Raw genomic sequence first — 16,684 nt, forward strand, 5'->3', positions numbered from 1 at the left:
GTCCCGATTCGTCGGGAAGTGAAGCAATCTGTTTTTAAGAAGTAACCCTTCGACTTCGCTCAGAGTGACTTCAGACTCCGTTCAACGTTACAATTTAGTCAGACTGAGCGAAGCCGAAGTCCAATTTGATTTAGTGAAGCCCTAAGACCTTGTCAGATTGAGCGAAGTCGAAGTCAACACAAAATAAATTTTGAAGTAAAATATTCAACACAATAACTCATACCGCATGAAATCGAGCATGACTGAAAAGTCACACACTGAGATAATTATCCCATACGCGAGATTCCATGTGACCATTAAAAAACAAATTATAAACACATGAAAGCATTAGTCCTCACAGATATCGGCAAAACAGAACTCCGGGAAGTAGAAAAACCCAGTCCAAAAGCTGGTGAAGTTCTCCTCAAAGTTGGCATGGTTGGCTTTTGCGGTGGTGATCTGAATAGCTATCGAGGACTTTTTCCCCTTCAGGAATACCCTAATATCCTCGGTCATGAAGTTGGAGGAATTATCGAGGAACTGGGAACTGACGTTCCTGAGTCCGTCAAAGTTGGGATGAAAGTGACAGTTTATCCCTACTTGAATTGTGGAAAATGCATAGCGTGCCGAAAAGGAGCACGTAATGCCTGCAAGGAAAATAAAACCATGGGCGTTCGCCGACCTGGAGCAATGTGTAGATACATAACCTTGCCTTGGCAGGATGTTTTTCCTTCTGAAAAATTATCTCTTCGTGAGCTAGCTTTGGCAGAGCCACTTACCGTTGGTTTTCATTCTGTAAACCGAGCAAAGGTAAGTGCTGAAGATCGCGTAGCAGTAATTGGATGTGGAATCGTAGGATTAGGAGCTGTGGCATCAGCAGTTAATAAAGGAGCGGAAGTGATCGCAATTGATTTGGATGACGCTAAACTTGAGATTGCAAAGAAAATTGGTGTAAAGTATACCATAAATCCCAAGAAGGTTGACTTGCATCAAACACTACAGGAGCTGACAACAAATGACGGCCCTGACGTGATCATTGAAGCTGTTGGAAGTCCTATCACCTACCGTCAGGCTGTAGAAGAAGTGGCTTTTACCGGGCGAGTTGTGTGCATAGGCTACGCAAAAGCACCTGTGGAATTCAACACTTCGCTCTTCGTTCAAAAGGAAATAGAGATCCTCGGTTCTAGAAATTGCACTACCGAATTTCCTGAGGTAATTGACTATTTGGAGCAAGGAAAATTTCCGGTAGATGAGGTAATCAGTAAAGTGGTGAGTATTGATGAATCAGAGCAAGCTCTCGCGGATTGGTCTAAAGATCAAGAGGGAATAATTAAAATAATGATAGATTTTGACAAATAAGAAAATGATAAAATCCTGTGTAACGATAGCTCTAGTGCCACAAATAAAAACTGGACCTTGGATATTTTGGGAGGATCTGGAAGCTGGAATGCATAAAGCGTCCAAACTTGGATTTGATGCGATAGAGCTTTTCACTGCTTCTGCGGACGCGATCGAAATTCCAAAACTAAAGGAACTTCTTGAAAAATATAACTTAGAACTTGCAGCAGTGGGAACCGGCGCTGGAAAGGTAATTCACGGAATGACGCTTACCGATCCTAATTCAGAAATCAGGAAAAAAGCAATTTCCTTTATCAAAGAAATGATGGATTTTGGAGCCGCTTTCCGTGCACCGGCGATTATTGGTTCGATGCAGGGAAATATACTTCCTGGAAATGACAGAGAAGAAACCATGTCTTGGCTAGCTGAAGCATTGAATGAACTAGGAAAACATGCCGAAGCAAAAGGTGTCACCTTAATCTATGAACCTCTAAATCGCTACGAAACTAACTTGCTCAATACACTTGAGGCAGGTTCAAAATTCTTAGATACGCTGGATACCAAGTCTGTAAAACTATTGGCCGATCTTTTCCATATGAATATTGAAGAAGAAAACTTAGAACAAAGTATTCTGAAATGGGGAAAATACATAGGGCATATTCACTTCGCGGACAGCAATAGAAGACCAATGGGATTTGGACATACATCAATGAGGGAAATTGCTGAATCTATCAAGACTATTGGCTACAGCGGTTTTGTTTCTGCAGAAGCTTTCCCCTACCCTAATCCAGATGCAGCAGCTGAGCAGACGATTGGGGAGTTTAGGAAATGGTTTCGGTGATTTGAGATTTGAGATTTGAGATTTGAGATTTGAGATTTTTGAACCTCCATCGTAAAGCCCAAAACGCATTGAAAATGAGGTACCCCCACCCCCCTTTTACAAGTATTTCTTATTCCACGCAGCTTTCAATTCCAAGGAGGACTTGCTTCTGTCTAGACTCTTGGCTCTAATCTCTTAAGTCTTATATCTATATATTGATACTTACATCTAGCAACTTGATACTAAAAAAATGAAACGATTCGCACTTACTCTTGACCTCATTGATGATGAGGAATCCATCAAAGAATACGAGCAGCATCATTCTCCTGGAGCTGCTTGGCCAGAAGTAACCCAGCATGATATAGATGCAGGTATTCTCAATATTGAGATTTTCCGTACAGGAAATCGCATGTTTATGTTGCTAGAAACAATAGATGAATTTGACTTTGAAGAAAAAGCTAAATTCGATGCAACCAATCCTAAAATCGCCGAATGGGAGGCTTTTATGTGGAAATATCAGCAACCTATTCCATGGGCAAAACCTGGAGAAAAGTGGGTTTTGATGAATAGAATCTTTAAGTCTGGAGAATGATTAACAACTATTGACTACCTACTTTTAGATTTTTTACCCATTTTACGAGTTCACTAACTTTTTCTACAATGAAAATGCTGCATAAACTCCCAGTTGTAATTGGGCTAATTCTTTTCTCCAACAGTATCAGCCAAGCGCAGATTAACCCTGCTAAAGGCTATGATCATGATATCGGAAACATGGTTTCTATGCTTGAGAATCTCCGGGCAAGAATTATTATGAGCGTGCAAGGCCTAAATCAAGAGCAAACTGATTTTTTGTTGGATGATAAAGCCAATAGAATTGGTGCTATGATTATGCACCTGGCTGCCACAGAAGTTTATTATCAAGCTTTGACTTTTGAAAACAGACAGCTAAATGAGGAGGAAAAAGAAAAATGGGGAGTTGCGCTTAGCCTAGGAGATGAAGCAAGAGCAGAATTTATAGATAAACCTATTAGCTATTATCTGGAGGCTTGGACCCAAGTTAGAGTAAAAACGAATGAGCTTCTCAAAACTAAAGATGACAGGTGGTTTTCAAGTAAAATCAAAGGCTCAGAGGTCAATAATCACTGGGCATGGTTTCATGTAATGGAGCATCAGGCAAATCACATGGGCCAGATCAATATGCTCCGAAGTCGATTGCCTGAATAACTTTAACTTTCAAACTAATGAAACAAAAACGGCTGCTAATTGAATTAACAGCCGTTTTTTCTTTTAATACCCTAAAGTCTTTAACATACTTTCTTCCGTCTGATCTTCTGCGAAAAGTCTGTGGGTTACATTTCCATCTTTATCTCGATCGATCAGAACATGCTTTGGAGCAGGGATTAGACAATGCTGAATTCCGCCGTATCCACCTAGCGATTCCTGATAAGCACCCGTATGGAAAAAGCCCAAATACTGAACTGTCTTCTCAGGTTTTGGGAGGTAAATATTGTATTGGTGAGCCTCAGAGTTATAATAATCCATGCTATCACAGGTAAGTCCACCAAGATTGATATTATGATATTCTGCATCCCAATTATTGACAGCTAGCATAATATACTTCTGATTCAAACCCCAGCTATCTGGCAATTGCGTGATAAAGGACCCGTCGATCATATACCAAAGCTCTTTGTCATTTTGAAGCTTTTCTTCCAAAACTGAATAAAGCACAGCCCCACTCTCTCCGACGGTATAGCTTCCAAACTCAGTGAAAATATTTGGCTCGTCCGTATTGTTTTTGCCACACATCCACTTGATGTTTTTCACGATTTGCTCAGCCATATACTGGTAGTCATAATCGAAAAAGACATTGGTCTTAATCGGCCATCCGCCACCAATATCCATCGAGTCCAACGTAGGAGAAATCTTTTTCAAGTCCACGTATTTCTGGATAAATCGCGTCAATTCAGACCAATAATAAGCCGTATCTCTGATGCCGGAATTGATAAAGAAATGCAACATTTTCAGGCTTACATTCGGATTATCCTTGATTTTGTCTTCATACAGCTTGATGATGTCATTGTATCTCACACCAAGTCTAGATGTGTAAAAACCAAACTTTGGCTCCTCGTCTGCAGCGATTCTGATTCCAACTTGGAATGGAACTTTCACATGCTCCAAATAATAGTCGATCTCAGTGATGTTATCCAAAATCGGCACACAGTTCACAAAACCGTCGTTGAGCAATTCAGTGATGTATTTCTTGTACAGCTCACGTTTGAAGCCATTACAGACTATAAAAGTCTTCTTGGTGATCTTTCCTTTCGCATAGAGACTTCGAACCAATGGAATATCAAAAGTCGATGAAGTCTCAATATGAATGTCATTTTTTAGCGCTTCGTTGAGCACAAAACTGAAGTGAGAAGACTTGGTGCAATAACAATAAGTGTATTTACCCTTGTAATCATGCTGCTCCATTGCATTCTTAAAATACGTCTTTGCGTTCTGAATACTCTCGGAGATTTTAGGTAAATAGGTAAGCTTAAGCGGAGTACCATAGGTTTCTATAATCTCCATCATGTTCACTCCATTGAAATGCAGTTCATTGTTTTCTACCTCAAATTCCTTGGTAGGAAAGTCAAATGTCTGCTCAATCAGATCTTTGTAAGTATTCATTAGCAAAAATAATTGGTGTTAAAGCCCTGCAAAAATTGCTTTTTATTAGGGGAATTCAAATGAAAAAGGGACAAATCCCTTCGGACTGTCCCAATATTAGTTAATAGTAATGATATGTTAATTATTCATTCAATCCATCATTGCATGCTGAAGTAAAAACTGCTCAGACCTGAAATGGTTTCTATTGATAATTACCTCCTTGAGTACTTTCTTGAATTTCACTTCCTTTTGCAGAAGTAAAACCAATTCCGAAAAGAACTGCGATACTGCTGCGTGATTGGCTTCAGGATAATAAAAAAAAGCTGCTTTTTCCTCTGAAGAAAATCTCAAATTCAAACTTTTTGGCTTCCCCGACTCACTAAGACCTTTGAAAAGTGGGAAGAGGATTTCAAAGGGAGACTCAAACCTGCAAATACCCTGCATCATCAAACCTGATTTTTGACTAAAAATCTTCACGATTTCCTGTTGATTTACTGAAATGCTGGAAATTCCGTTGGAAAAGCTAATCAATTGCTCTTCTGAAATTGGGCTAGTTTGTGGTAATGCGCTCATTGTTGCAAGTTTAAAGATCTAATACGCTTCAAATGTAAAAGGGTTATCCTTATTATCCTATATTCCCTATAATTTTTATAGGGTTTATAAAAACACCTGATTGAGAATGGGATAATTCAGCTAGAAAGCTTAGAATTTTATGTTCTGCAATTTGTCCAAAGCTATAAAAAGGTCTTTATTTTCCTTTGCGAAGCAAAAACGAAGAATTTTATGGTCCTTCTTATCTGAAAAAAACACCGATATAGGAATGCTAGCTACACCAATTTCTTTGGTTAATCTAACTGCTAAATCGTAGTCGTATTCCTGAGAAAGATGGCCATACGACACCATTTGAAAAAAGCTTCCCTGAGCCGGAGTAAATTTAAAGGAGGTTTCCTTCAATCCTTCGCAGAATAAATCCCGCTTTTCTTGATAAAAATCAGGCAAGGTCAAATACCGAGATGGCTCAGCCAAGAAATCTGCTAAAGCATATTGTAGAGGAGTTGCTGTACTAAAGGTCAAAAACTGGTGGACTTTTCTAAATTCATCTGTGAGTTGCGGGGGGGCCAAACAGTAGCCGATTTTCCATCCAGTCACATGAAAAGTCTTGCCAAAAGAACCGCAGACAAATGTTCTTTCCCTCAAAAGCGAATTTGTCAATAGCGATAAGTGTTTTCTTCCATCAAAAGTGATGTGCTCATAAACCTCGTCACTTACGACATATATATCTTTATCCTGAATCAATTCAGCAAGTGTATTAAGATCTTTGGTTGTCCATACATAGCCACTTGGATTGTGAGGAGTATTGACCATAATCAAGCGAGTCCTATCCGTGATTGCTGATTTCACTCTATTCCAATTCACTGAAAAATCTGGCATTTCCAACGGTACAAAGACAGGTTTCCCGCCATTCAACTCAACAGCCGGAGCGTAAGAATCATACGCAGGATCAAATAAAATCACTTCATCCCCAAGCTTCACCACTGCAGACACTGCAGCATAAAGAGCCTCAGTCGCTCCAGAAACAACAGTCACTTCAGTTTCTGAATCCAGTTTAACTCCGTAAACCAACTTAGTTTTTTCAGCTATTCTCTCACGAAAAATAGGGATCCCGCTCATAGGCGCGTACTGATTATGTCCTGCTTTCATGTATTTGGTCACCAAGTCCAACAATTCAGGGTCACAATCAAATCCAGGAAATCCTTGGGAAAGGTTAATTGCTCCACAGTCAGAAGCAAGCTTGGACATTACAGTAAAAATCGTCGTCCCTACATTGGGCAGTTTGGATGAAATAGGCATAGGTCAAAACTATTGATTTTGAGTTAGTATTTTTTGATTGATTTCATTTCCCGCAGATTTGCGCAGAAAAATAGCGCTGACTTACGTAGATTTTTTCGATAAAAAGTTCTTACCTATCTGACTAATAGATCTGCGGGAATCTGAGAACCTTATCAGCGAGAATCTGCGGGAAAAAAGCGGAGAATTATATCAAACCACCTACCATAATTTTCAAACTTGACCCTTGTCTATTGTCAATTGAACTTTGAATAGTGATCATTTAAAGGCATTTTTAACTACTTTTGCCTCGCTTTAGCCAACCCAATATAACTTTAACTACTGCTAAAAATGCGTGATATAATACTAGTAGAAGTACGATCAGAGATTGCCGCTGGAACCCGCGGAGCCAGTTTGGGGATTGATGCTTTGAAAATTGCCAGCCTGGACAAGAAGTCTGATTTTTTCACACAGTTTGATCCGATCAACGTTCCTGATGCGAATAATTACTTGTGGAAGGGAAACAATTTCCCTTATGCTAAATACATCGATGGAGTTTATCAGGTATTGAAAAATGTCTATTCCACCATCGAGTCACTAAGGATGGAAAAGAAATTCCCTATCGTTTTAGCTGGGGATCATAGCACTGCGGCAGGAACGATCATGGGTATAAAAGCCGCAGATCCTGATAAGCGTTTAGGGGTTATTTGGATCGATGCGCATGCTGATTTACATACCCCTTTCACGACTCCTTCTGGAAATATGCATGGAATGCCTTTAGCGATGGTGGCACAGCTGGATAACATGGATTGTCAAGTGAATGAACCATCTGAAGAGACTTTGGCATTTTGGAAACGTATAAAAACCATAGGTGGAGAATCTCCTAAAATAAATCCCAGTGATATTGTATTTATCACTGTTCGTGATACTGAAGCACCAGAAGATCATTTAATCAAAAACTACGGTATCAAAAACTTTAGTACTAAAGAAGTAAGACAAAAAGGAATAGATCAGATAGCTACTGAAGCATTGGAGTCGCTGAAAAACTGTGATCAAATCTATATTTCCTTTGATGTGGATAGTTTGGATAGCTCGATCTCCGTGGGAACCGGGACACCTGTCCCTGATGGACTGACGGTGGAGGAAGCGATAGAACTCAACGTCAAACTCATTCAAGACAAACGTGTTTGTTGCTGGGAGATCGTGGAAGTAAATCCTACGCTAGACTCTGAGAACGTGATGGCCGAAAACGCTTTTGAAGTCCTCGAAGCGACTACTAAAAGTTTGGTAGATAATTTTTGATTTTACTTTACCACAGTGGTCACAGAGGTTAGCACGGAGAGCACAATGATCATTTTTATCCTTATTTTAATTGGGAAAAATCTATAGATAGACGATGGATAGATATGACTTGACCTTTGAAAATGATCTTGCAACCAAGGTAATTGGAATCGCTATGGAAGTTCACACGCAGTTAGGACCCGGATTATTAGAAAATGCCTACAAACAAGCATTAGCTTATAAACTTAGAAATGAAGGACTTTCTATTGAAGTTGAAAAAAAGATGCCATTGATTATTGATGGAGCAGAACTAGAAAATGGCTACTGCATTGACATTTTAGTGGAAAGTAAGCTAGTTTTGGAGTTGAAAGCTGTGGAAAGAACTACAGATATTCACTTTGCCCAAACACTCAATTATGTCAAACTTGGAAAATTCAAACTTGGATTATTGATTAATTTCAATGTACCTAGACTTAAACTGGGTATTAGAAGAGTCATAAATACTAAATAATTTCATGGTGGCCTCTGTGTTGCCCTTTGTGCCCTCCGTGGTAGAATAAACATGAACATACAAGAATCAATACATAACGGCATTCAACTTGCCTTTCAGAATATTTTCAACCACGACTTGCCTTTGGAGCAGATCAGCCTCGCTCCTACGCGGAAGGAATTTGAAGGAACTTATACCTTCGTAGTTTTCCCTTACCTGAAAGTATCCAAAGCAACTCCTGAAGCAACAGCCAATCTGATCGGTGAATACCTGAAAGAAAACGTGGCGGAAGTTGCCGGTTTCAATGTGGTGAAAGGCTTCCTGAATCTGGAACTCAACAACATGATTTGGGTGGATGTCTTCCAAAAGCTTTTTGCTAATGAAAACATAGGCCAACTCCCTGCAAATGGTCAAAAAGTGATGGTGGAATACTCTTCCCCGAACACCAATAAACCGCTTCACCTGGGTCACCTAAGAAATAACTTTTTGGGCTTTTCTGTAGCAAACATTCTGGAGGCAAATGGGTACGAAGTCATCAAAGCCAATTTGGTAAATGACCGCGGAATTCATATTTGTAAGTCCATGGTGGCCTATCAGCATTTTGGCAATGGAGAAACTCCTGAATCTTCTGGTCTAAAAGGCGATCATTTGGCAGGAAAGTATTATGTGATCTTTGACCAGAAGTACAAAGAACAAATTGCTGAACTCACGGAGAAAGGACAATCTGAAGATGAAGCAAAAAAGAATGCACCGCTCTTCTTAGAAGCACAAGAAATGCTTCGCAAGTGGGAAGCTAATGATAAGGAAGTTGTTTCGCTGTGGAAGCAAATGAATACCTGGGTTTATGCTGGTTTCGAAAAAACTTACCAGCGCATGGGCGTTAGCTTTGACAACTATTATTACGAGTCAGACACCTATCTGTTAGGAAAGGACATAGTAAGTGAAGGCTTGGAAAAAGGCGTATTTTTCAAAAAGGAAAATGGCTCAGTCTGGGTGGACTTAACTGATGAAGGACTAGACGAAAAGCTGGTTCTTCGTGGAGACGGAACTTCTGTTTACATCACCCAAGATATGGGAACGGCTGATCTGAAATATGATGATTTTGGAATTAGCAAGTCTGTATATGTTGTTGGTAATGAGCAGGATTACCACTTTGATGTATTGTTTAAGATCATGAGAAAATTGGGCAGACCATACGGCGAAGGTTTGTATCATTTGTCCTATGGAATGGTAGATCTTCCTACAGGCAAAATGAAGTCCCGCGAGGGAACTGTGGTAGATGCCGACGACCTGATGCAGGAAATGGTCGATACAGCCGCACAGCACACAAAGGAGTTAGGTAAAATCGATGGATTCAATGAGGCCCAAGCCACTGAGCTTTATGAAACACTTGGAATGGGAGCTTTGAAATACTTCTTGCTGAAAGTCGATCCTAAGAAACGCATGCTTTTCAACCCTCAGGAGTCTATAGAATTTCAAGGAAATACTGGTCCTTTTATTCAGTATTCACATGCTCGAATAGCATCTATCCTAAGAAAGGCCGAACAAATTGGTGTTGATTACAAACAAGCGGACTTCTCTTTAGTTAGTACAATTGAAGATTCAGAATCGAGCCTAATTTATCTGCTTAATGATTTTGAAAAGAAAATTTCCCAAGCTGGATTGGATTATTCTCCAGCAATTTTAGCACAATACCTTTTCGATTTAGCGAAAGAATACAATAGATTCTATGCAGATCTTCCTATATTTCTTGAAAATGACTCATCAATTCTTGCTTTCCGAGTAGCACTCTCAGGTCATACTGCAAAGACACTGAAAAAAGGAATGCAGTTGCTTGGAATCACTGTACCTGACCGAATGTAATTATGAACTCAAACATGACTCCAAAGTCACATATTTATTCGGTTTTAGACCATGCGAGATTCCATAGCCAGCCCCGAATATTCGGGGTGACCCTAAAAAATCAAAATATACCCACATGAAAAATTTATTATTCCTTGGCTGTTTTTTATTCCTAATGAGTGCCTACTCTATCAGCAAAACTCATGTTTTAAAAGCTAAAAACACCTCTATAACCAAAGAAACTATGGCACCATCATTTTATGAATTCACCATGAAAGACTTGAATGGAGATGTCGTTGATTTTAGCAACTTCAAAGGAAAGAAAGTGATGGTAGTCAATGTCGCTTCTAAATGTGGCTACACACCTCAATACGAAGAATTACAGAAACTTTATGCCGAGCATAGTGACAAAATCGTCATTTTAGGCTTTCCTGCAAATAATTTTGGAGGTCAAGAACCAGGGTCCAACGAGGAAATTAAATCTTTCTGCTCTGAGAATTATGGCGTTACATTCCCCATGTTTGAGAAAGTATCAGTGAAAGGATTCGATAAACATCCGATTTACAGATGGCTAACAGACGCAAATTTAAATGGCTGGAACAACGAAGAGCCAAGCTGGAATTTCTGCAAGTACATCCTAAATGAAAAAGGCGAACTTATCAACTATTTTCCTTCCAAAGTATCACCATTGGATCAGGAAATTCTAGATCTAATCAACGCTTAATAAGAAGATTTCCGACTGAGTGAAACAAGCCATTCAAACAAAAAAAGAAGCCTGGCTCCATGCGGTCAGGCTTCGTACATTACCACTAGCCCTAGCTAGCATCTTTGCAGGTTCATTTTTGGCAGTATATAAGCAAGTTTTCCGCTGGGAGATCTTATTACTAGCTTCATTGACCACCATATTTTTGCAAATACTCTCAAATCTTTCCAATGACTATGGAGACACCATTCATGGGGCTGACCATCAAGAACGTCAGGGTCCTATGCGGGCGGTCCAATCTGGTTTAATTTCTTTACCTGAAATGAAAAAGGCGATGTATCTTTTTGGGATATTAGCCTTAGTATCAGGTTTACTTTTACTCTATTTTGCGATTCAGGATTGGGTACTTTTCGGGATATTCTTGGGATTAGGCTTGGTCGCTATTTGGGCGGCTATTTCATATACCTCAGGAAATAATCCATACGGCTATGCAGGATTAGGAGACATTTCGGTATTTCTTTTCTTTGGATTGCTGGGTGTTTTTGGCACCTTTTTCCTCCATAGTTTGGATTGGGACAACTCCATAATTTGGATAGGAATTGCATTGGGACTTTTCAGCACAGCTGTTCTGAATATCAATAATATCCGGGATATAGAATCAGACACTACAGCGGGAAAAAAATCTATTCCCGTGAGAATAGGTAGAAAAGCTGCCAATATTTACAATTGGATTTTGATTTTGGGGGGTAACTATTGCTTGTTGGTATTTGCCTTTATCACCAAAGAATGGACTTCTTTATTGGCATTGGCACTTTTCCCACTAATGATCCGGATTGGTATTAATGTGCAAAAAGGTAAAGATTCGCAGTCGATTGATCCCAACTTGAAAAAAATGGCACTCAGCACCTTGGTTTGGGTGATATTATTCGGAATTGGTTTAGTTTTTTTAGGAAAAAGGTAAACAAAGTCCTTTTCTATTCTTTTAAATAAAGGTAATTTGGGGTTAACCAATTTAACTTGACCATGACTAAAATACTCGTCCCTTTCGATTTCTCAGAACAAGCCCAGAATGCGCTTGATTTCTCGACTGCCATAGCCAGCAAATTCGATAGTGTAGAAATTTCTATTTTAAATGTAGTAGAAGTCCCTTCCGGGTCTGGCATGGGCACAATGGGTGGAGGGGAAATGATGCCTGAAATGGAAAATCAGATTTTTTTCATAGAGCTGATAAATCGCCGCAAAGAGCAGTTTAAAGAGTTGGAGCAAAAATATAAAGAGAGCAACTTTTCATTTTCCACTAAAATCGTTTTAGGAAATGCTTTTAAAAATATTTCCTCGTCTATCATTGAAGAAGATCCAGACTTGGTCATCATGGGGTCAAAAGGCAGTAGTGGGCTTGAGGAAATATTGATTGGAAGCAATACGGAAAAAGTGGTGAGAACAGCCCATTGTCCGGTGGTTACTGTCAAAGCTGCTACTGATCCAACTAAATTTAAGAAGATCGTATTTGCAAGTGACTTCAAAGAAAATCAAGATGAGCTGGCATCTCGGCTAAAAACCCTTCAAAAATGGTTTGATGCAAATCTTTATCTTGTGGTTATCAATACTCCTGGGAATTTTGAAACGACTCGAAGATCAGCATCACGAATCAAGAGGTTCGTAAATAAGTATGAAATAGAACATGCTGTTGCAGAGATTTACAATTCAAATTCCGAGGAAGAAGGAATTGTGGAGTTTGCGGAAGATGTAGATGCAGATCTGATTGCAATGGCGACTCACGGTCGTACCGGCCTTATTCATTTATTTACAGGATCTATCGCAGAAGATGTGGTAAATCACGCCAAGCGACCAGTATGGACATTTAAAGTAAAATAAAACAAGAATTAATTAAAGAATACCTACTCTTCGGGGTGGGTATTTTCATTTGATATGGCGAAAAAAAATAACGATTGGAAAAAGCGAGATGGAGTTGTCTATTCAACTAGCGATGATTTTGAGTTTCAAACTGAAGATGAAGGAAGCGAAGAAACACTTGCCCCAAATCAACAGAATTTGAAAATTTTACTTGATAAAAAAGCCCGCGCAGGCAAGAAAGTCACTCTCATAGAAGGGTTCATAGGAAGTGAGGACGACTTGAAAGAGCTGGGAAAAATGCTAAAAAACAAATGTGGCGTTGGCGGTTCAGCTAAAGAAGGAGAAATCCTCATTCAGGGAGATCATCGGGATAAAGTAGTCCAAGTGCTTCAGTCAGCAGGATACAAGGCAAAGAAGTCAGGAGGATAATCCTCCTTAGATTACTCCACCTCTTCCAAATTCCTCACATCCACACTCACCTTCATCTCCTGTTTACTTCCACTATAGACAATTCCTTTGAGAGGTGTGACATCTGCAAAATCACGACCTACAGCAACTCGGATATGCTTATCATTTACCAATAGGTTATTAGTAGCATCAAACTCAATCCATTCATGGCCAGGAACGTAGATGGCAATCCAAGCATGCGAAGCATCTGCTCCTATCATTTTCGGTTTGCCTGGAGGTGGTAAAGTCTCCAAATAACCGCTGACATAGCGGGCGGACAAACCTAGCACCCTTAAGCACGCTAAGGAGAAATGTGCGAAATCCTGACAAACCCCCTTTTTGTGCTTGAACACTTTCTCCAGTGGCGTACTGATATCAGAGAATCCCGGGGTAAAAGCAAAGTCATTGAATATTCGTGTATTCAAGTCTAGCATTGCTTCCATGATCGGCCTTCCCGGCGTAAAAGATTCTAAAGCATAGTCACCTATCCCATCTATGAAGTTCACATGCTTTGACTCCAAGTAATATTGTCGAACATCGGTCGAGGTCTTTGTGGTATGAAGCAACGCGACCACTTTTTCCCAAGGCATTGTTTCATCCGGCTTGACCGAAACCCAAGATGGAGAAGAGAGCTCAACAACACTTTTAGAGGTCACGGTGAGATTCTTGTGTGATCTTTCCACAGAAAAATAAAGGTACTTATTTCCGAAAAAATCAACCCGCTCAATCTCGGTACTTGGCTTTGGACTGATCTCGCAAAGGTATTCTTCAACATTCTGAAAAGGAAGATCTGGCGGAATCTGGAACATCAAATTGTGACAGAGCACCGCAGGAAAATCGTAAATATAATTTGTGATATGTGTGACCTTATACCTCATATCTCAGGAATAACAGAAGATTGAATCATACTATACCTGGTATCTGTATGACTAAAGTATTTCTCATAAATAGAATCGGAAGTTTCATGCAATAGGCCAATGATCTCATCCAGCAGCACACGCAACTCTACAAATTCTTGAGTTACTACATTTGGAATAGAAATTTCGTCAATATCGCACAATCTGATTTTCGTGATAGCCTGAAGCAGTTTCTTACGCTCTATGCTAAATAGCTCCTTTTCATCTTGATTTGGCAGCGTACTCAAATGATTGTCAATTTCTAATAATTGGAAAATCAAGGACCTTGGGTTGTCTTCATGCAGAATCAACAAGCTCAACACCCCATGCATCTCCAAATTAGATCGGTATCGATAGCGATACGTCACCAAACTTTCATTGCAGCGCAAAGTATCTTCCATCAGCTCTTTATTTGATTCAGAATCAAAAGATTTGGTCAGCATTCCCTTAAGGATCAAACAGTTGTTTGATGCCGATTCTATAAACCTTCCAATGTTCAATAAGTGCCAAGTCGGTTCACGGGTCATGTTATCAATATTCAACCCGTAAAAGGCCATCAACTTTACCACCATATTATCTAAGCTTTGATAGGCTTGCATCAGGGTGGTATCTGCATTTCGCATTTTGGCGAGCTCCTCAGAAATGCTATCCAGAATCCTCCATGTATCCAAGCTCAATCTGTCGCGTACGGAATATGCATTCGTAAGAAAAGACTGAATTGAATACGCCAAACTCCCCATCTTTTTCACATCATGAACTAAAGATAAAAGCTGAGCCTCTGGATTTTTGAGATTCTTTTTCACCGTAAAGCCAGGCAATGTCCCGGTCATTACGGTGAGTGTTTGCAGTAAAGTGCTAAGCACTGGATTATCATGAACATGAATATCTTCATCCGCTTCATTGTAAGAAAGAAGCGTCATCCTCATCAAACGTACAGAATATGCAGCGCGCTCCAAATACCTACCAAGCCAAAATAAACGCTCGCCAGTACGACTTGGGAGGACATTTCGAACCAAAGGCTGAATTTTAATTGCTTTGGCGACTGGAGTTGCAACTTCTTTTCCTTTACCTAAAACCCAAGTATCCTTGCTAATTCCACCTGTTTGATTTGAAACTAAAAATGCCCCCTTCTCTGGAGAGCTTCTGGACAATCCTCCAGGCATTACTTTATAGTTTTTATTTTCAGTGTCAGCGACTACATAACTTCGAAAAACAGCATTTCTAGCAACCAGCTTATTATTTATCCAAGATGGCGTAGTAGAAAAATCAACCATTTCCTGCCCAACATACATGTATGGACTGCGTCTGATTTCCCGCTTTAACTTTTCTATTTCCTCCTTGCTGAGGTTACCACCAAAAACAGATTTCTTGTGTGTGCCTCTATAGATATTTCGAATTACCAAGGATTCTATATGCTCAAAGACATATTTCATCTCGGTTGGTTGCCCGCACCACCATGTAGCTACAGAAGGTAAAATCAAGTCTTCACCTAATAGATGCTTACTGATTTTCGGTAGGAATGCCATTAAGCCTGGATTCTCCAACACTCTACATCCCAATGGGTTAATGACTAAAACTTTTCGTTGCCTTACAGCTTCCATTAGCCCGACAACTCCCAGATGGGAGTTGCTTTTATATTCCAAAGGATCACAAAAAACATCGTCAACCCGACGGATAATTACATCAACTTTTTCAAGACCTTTGATCGTTTTCAGCCATACATAACCATCACTTACTGTAAGGTCTTCACCAAAAGCCAGCGTAAATCCCATAAAAGAGGATATGTAGGCATGTTCGAAAAATGTTTCATTCGTCGGACCAGGTGACAATAACACCACCCGTGGGTTTTCCTTGTTATTTGTAAGGCTTGTAAGTGTGTTTTTGAATGTTTGGTAATAAGATGTGATTTTTCTCGCATGATTTTCACGGATCAAATCTGGGAAAACCCGCGTCATTGCAGCTCTATTCTCAAAAGTATAACCCGCACCAGATGGGGCATCGGTGCGATCATGAAGCACCCACATCTTTCCATTTGGGCCTCTCGCCAAATCGGATGAATACTGTATGAGCTGTTGCTCTCCACCTAGCTTTATGTGGTGCGCTTGCCTGAGGAATCCCCCATGATTATAAATCAACTCAAAAGGAATCTTTCCCTCTTTGATCAATGTCTGATCCCCATACAAATCACCTAAAATCAGGTTAAGTAACTCCGTACGTTGAAGTAAGCCTTTCTCTATTCCCTCCCATTCGTCACTGCTGAAAACCATCGGAACGGGGTCCAATATCCAAGGTCTGTTCATCCCATTTGGATCGCCGTAGACATTGTATGTTACGCCATTTTCACGGAGTTGACGACCAACTTCCTCATGGAATTGCCCCATACGACCTGAGCCTATTTGCTCATAGTATTTGGCTATTCTTTCCCAATGTGGATGTATTTTACCTTGGTCGGTGGCCATTTCATCCAGAAACGGCTCATTATTGAACATTTTGTCAATAAGATAAGACTCAATCATGCCTCAAAAATGAACTTATTAACCCTGAAATAATATAAA

Annotated in this window: 16 protein-coding genes; 11 read left to right on the forward strand and 5 right to left on the reverse strand. The window is 39.9% G+C overall.

The features are described from left to right. Positions 1 to 318 precede the first annotated feature (318 nt). The 4 genes from LV83_RS04255 (at position 319) to LV83_RS04270 (ending at position 3,361) form a co-directional block, all read left to right on the forward strand. Positions 319 to 1,338 (forward strand): zinc-binding alcohol dehydrogenase family protein, encoded by a 1,020-nt coding sequence (locus LV83_RS04255; RefSeq protein ID WP_111610293.1) that lies wholly within the window; start codon positions 319 to 321, stop codon positions 1,336 to 1,338. A gap of 4 nt (positions 1,339 to 1,342) precedes the next feature. Further along, complete coding sequence (locus tag LV83_RS04260) at positions 1,343 to 2,158, forward strand: sugar phosphate isomerase/epimerase family protein (protein WP_111610294.1); 816 nt, start codon at positions 1,343 to 1,345, stop codon at positions 2,156 to 2,158. Positions 2,159 to 2,387: 229 nt separating this feature from the next. Beyond that, the gene (locus tag LV83_RS04265) at positions 2,388 to 2,729 is read left to right on the forward strand and encodes an L-rhamnose mutarotase (protein WP_111610295.1); all 342 of its coding nucleotides are present in this window, start codon (positions 2,388 to 2,390) and stop codon (positions 2,727 to 2,729) included. Positions 2,730 to 2,797: 68 nt separating this feature from the next. After that, positions 2,798 to 3,361, forward strand: a complete 564-nt coding sequence (locus tag LV83_RS04270; protein ID WP_111610296.1) for a mycothiol transferase — start codon at positions 2,798 to 2,800, stop codon at positions 3,359 to 3,361. A gap of 63 nt (positions 3,362 to 3,424) precedes the next feature. On the opposite strand, the gene LV83_RS04275 is transcribed toward LV83_RS04270, so the two are convergent. From LV83_RS04275 to LV83_RS04285, 3 genes are all read right to left on the reverse strand, one after another. Next, positions 3,425 to 4,810, reverse strand: a complete 1,386-nt coding sequence (locus LV83_RS04275; RefSeq protein WP_111610297.1) for an arginine decarboxylase — start codon at positions 4,808 to 4,810, stop codon at positions 3,425 to 3,427. 129 nt (positions 4,811 to 4,939) lie between these two features. Next, positions 4,940 to 5,362, reverse strand: a complete 423-nt coding sequence (locus LV83_RS04280; protein ID WP_111610298.1) for a hypothetical protein — start codon at positions 5,360 to 5,362, stop codon at positions 4,940 to 4,942. Between the two features lie 129 nt (positions 5,363 to 5,491). Next, the gene (locus LV83_RS04285) at positions 5,492 to 6,640 is read right to left on the reverse strand and encodes a methionine aminotransferase (protein WP_111610299.1); all 1,149 of its coding nucleotides are present in this window, start codon (positions 6,638 to 6,640) and stop codon (positions 5,492 to 5,494) included. Positions 6,641 to 6,967: 327 nt separating this feature from the next. Here LV83_RS04285 and LV83_RS04290 point away from each other — a divergent pair, with 327 nt between their 5' ends. The 7 genes from LV83_RS04290 to LV83_RS04320 all read left to right on the forward strand — a co-directional run bounded on the left by LV83_RS04290 (position 6,968) and on the right by LV83_RS04320 (position 13,215). Further along, positions 6,968 to 7,918, forward strand: coding sequence for an arginase (locus LV83_RS04290; RefSeq protein WP_111610300.1), 951 nt, complete (start codon positions 6,968 to 6,970; stop codon positions 7,916 to 7,918). A 94-nt stretch (positions 7,919 to 8,012) separates the two neighbouring features. Further along, entirely contained in the window at positions 8,013 to 8,408 is a 396-nt protein-coding gene (locus LV83_RS04295) for a GxxExxY protein (protein ID WP_111610301.1), read from the forward strand. Positions 8,409 to 8,459: 51 nt separating this feature from the next. Beyond that, positions 8,460 to 10,250, forward strand: coding sequence for an arginine--tRNA ligase (gene argS, locus LV83_RS04300; RefSeq protein ID WP_111610302.1), 1,791 nt, complete (start codon positions 8,460 to 8,462; stop codon positions 10,248 to 10,250). Positions 10,251 to 10,365: 115 nt separating this feature from the next. After that, on the forward strand, positions 10,366 to 10,953 hold the full coding sequence (locus LV83_RS04305) for a glutathione peroxidase (RefSeq protein WP_170124554.1): 588 nt from the start codon (positions 10,366 to 10,368) through the stop codon (positions 10,951 to 10,953). A 19-nt stretch (positions 10,954 to 10,972) separates the two neighbouring features. Beyond that, on the forward strand, positions 10,973 to 11,893 hold the full coding sequence (locus LV83_RS04310; protein WP_111610303.1) for a 1,4-dihydroxy-2-naphthoate polyprenyltransferase: 921 nt from the start codon (positions 10,973 to 10,975) through the stop codon (positions 11,891 to 11,893). Between the two features lie 62 nt (positions 11,894 to 11,955). Beyond that, entirely contained in the window at positions 11,956 to 12,807 is an 852-nt protein-coding gene (locus tag LV83_RS04315; RefSeq protein ID WP_111610304.1) for a universal stress protein, read from the forward strand. A 54-nt stretch (positions 12,808 to 12,861) separates the two neighbouring features. Next, the gene (locus LV83_RS04320) at positions 12,862 to 13,215 is read left to right on the forward strand and encodes a translation initiation factor (RefSeq protein WP_111610305.1); all 354 of its coding nucleotides are present in this window, start codon (positions 12,862 to 12,864) and stop codon (positions 13,213 to 13,215) included. Positions 13,216 to 13,226: 11 nt separating this feature from the next. On the opposite strand, the gene LV83_RS04325 is transcribed toward LV83_RS04320, so the two are convergent. Together LV83_RS04325 and LV83_RS04330 are read right to left on the reverse strand one after the other, a co-directional pair. Continuing rightward, entirely contained in the window at positions 13,227 to 14,111 is an 885-nt protein-coding gene (locus LV83_RS04325; protein ID WP_111610306.1) for a transglutaminase family protein, read from the reverse strand. Next, a complete protein-coding gene (locus LV83_RS04330) occupies positions 14,108 to 16,645 on the reverse strand; it encodes a circularly permuted type 2 ATP-grasp protein (RefSeq protein WP_111610307.1) in 2,538 nt (845 codons plus the stop codon). Before LV83_RS04330 ends, LV83_RS04325 begins: the two co-directional genes overlap by 4 nt. Between the last annotated feature and the right edge of the window lie 39 nt (positions 16,646 to 16,684).

This window comes from Algoriphagus yeomjeoni, assembly GCF_003259505.1.
Lineage (GTDB): Bacteria > Bacteroidota > Bacteroidia > Cytophagales > Cyclobacteriaceae > Algoriphagus > Algoriphagus yeomjeoni.

Coding starts and splice junctions, on each gene's coding strand:
- LV83_RS04285 (WP_111610299.1), bottom strand. CDS start 6,640: ATGCCTATTTCATCCAAACTGCCCAATGTAGGGACGACGATTTTTACT.
- LV83_RS04275 (WP_111610297.1), bottom strand. CDS start 4,810: ATGAATACTTACAAAGATCTGATTGAGCAGACATTTGACTTTCCTACC.
- LV83_RS04290 (WP_111610300.1), top strand. CDS start 6,968: ATGCGTGATATAATACTAGTAGAAGTACGATCAGAGATTGCCGCTGGA.
- LV83_RS04265 (WP_111610295.1), top strand. CDS start 2,388: ATGAAACGATTCGCACTTACTCTTGACCTCATTGATGATGAGGAATCC.
- LV83_RS04315 (WP_111610304.1), top strand. CDS start 11,956: ATGACTAAAATACTCGTCCCTTTCGATTTCTCAGAACAAGCCCAGAAT.
- LV83_RS04325 (WP_111610306.1), bottom strand. CDS start 14,111: ATGAGGTATAAGGTCACACATATCACAAATTATATTTACGATTTTCCT.
- LV83_RS04330 (WP_111610307.1), bottom strand. CDS start 16,645: ATGATTGAGTCTTATCTTATTGACAAAATGTTCAATAATGAGCCGTTT.
- LV83_RS04320 (WP_111610305.1), top strand. CDS start 12,862: ATGGCGAAAAAAAATAACGATTGGAAAAAGCGAGATGGAGTTGTCTAT.
- LV83_RS04255 (WP_111610293.1), top strand. CDS start 319: ATGAAAGCATTAGTCCTCACAGATATCGGCAAAACAGAACTCCGGGAA.
- LV83_RS04295 (WP_111610301.1), top strand. CDS start 8,013: ATGGATAGATATGACTTGACCTTTGAAAATGATCTTGCAACCAAGGTA.
- LV83_RS04305 (WP_170124554.1), top strand. CDS start 10,366: ATGAAAAATTTATTATTCCTTGGCTGTTTTTTATTCCTAATGAGTGCC.
- argS (WP_111610302.1), top strand. CDS start 8,460: ATGAACATACAAGAATCAATACATAACGGCATTCAACTTGCCTTTCAG.
- LV83_RS04260 (WP_111610294.1), top strand. CDS start 1,343: ATGATAAAATCCTGTGTAACGATAGCTCTAGTGCCACAAATAAAAACT.
- LV83_RS04270 (WP_111610296.1), top strand. CDS start 2,798: ATGAAAATGCTGCATAAACTCCCAGTTGTAATTGGGCTAATTCTTTTC.
- LV83_RS04280 (WP_111610298.1), bottom strand. CDS start 5,362: ATGAGCGCATTACCACAAACTAGCCCAATTTCAGAAGAGCAATTGATT.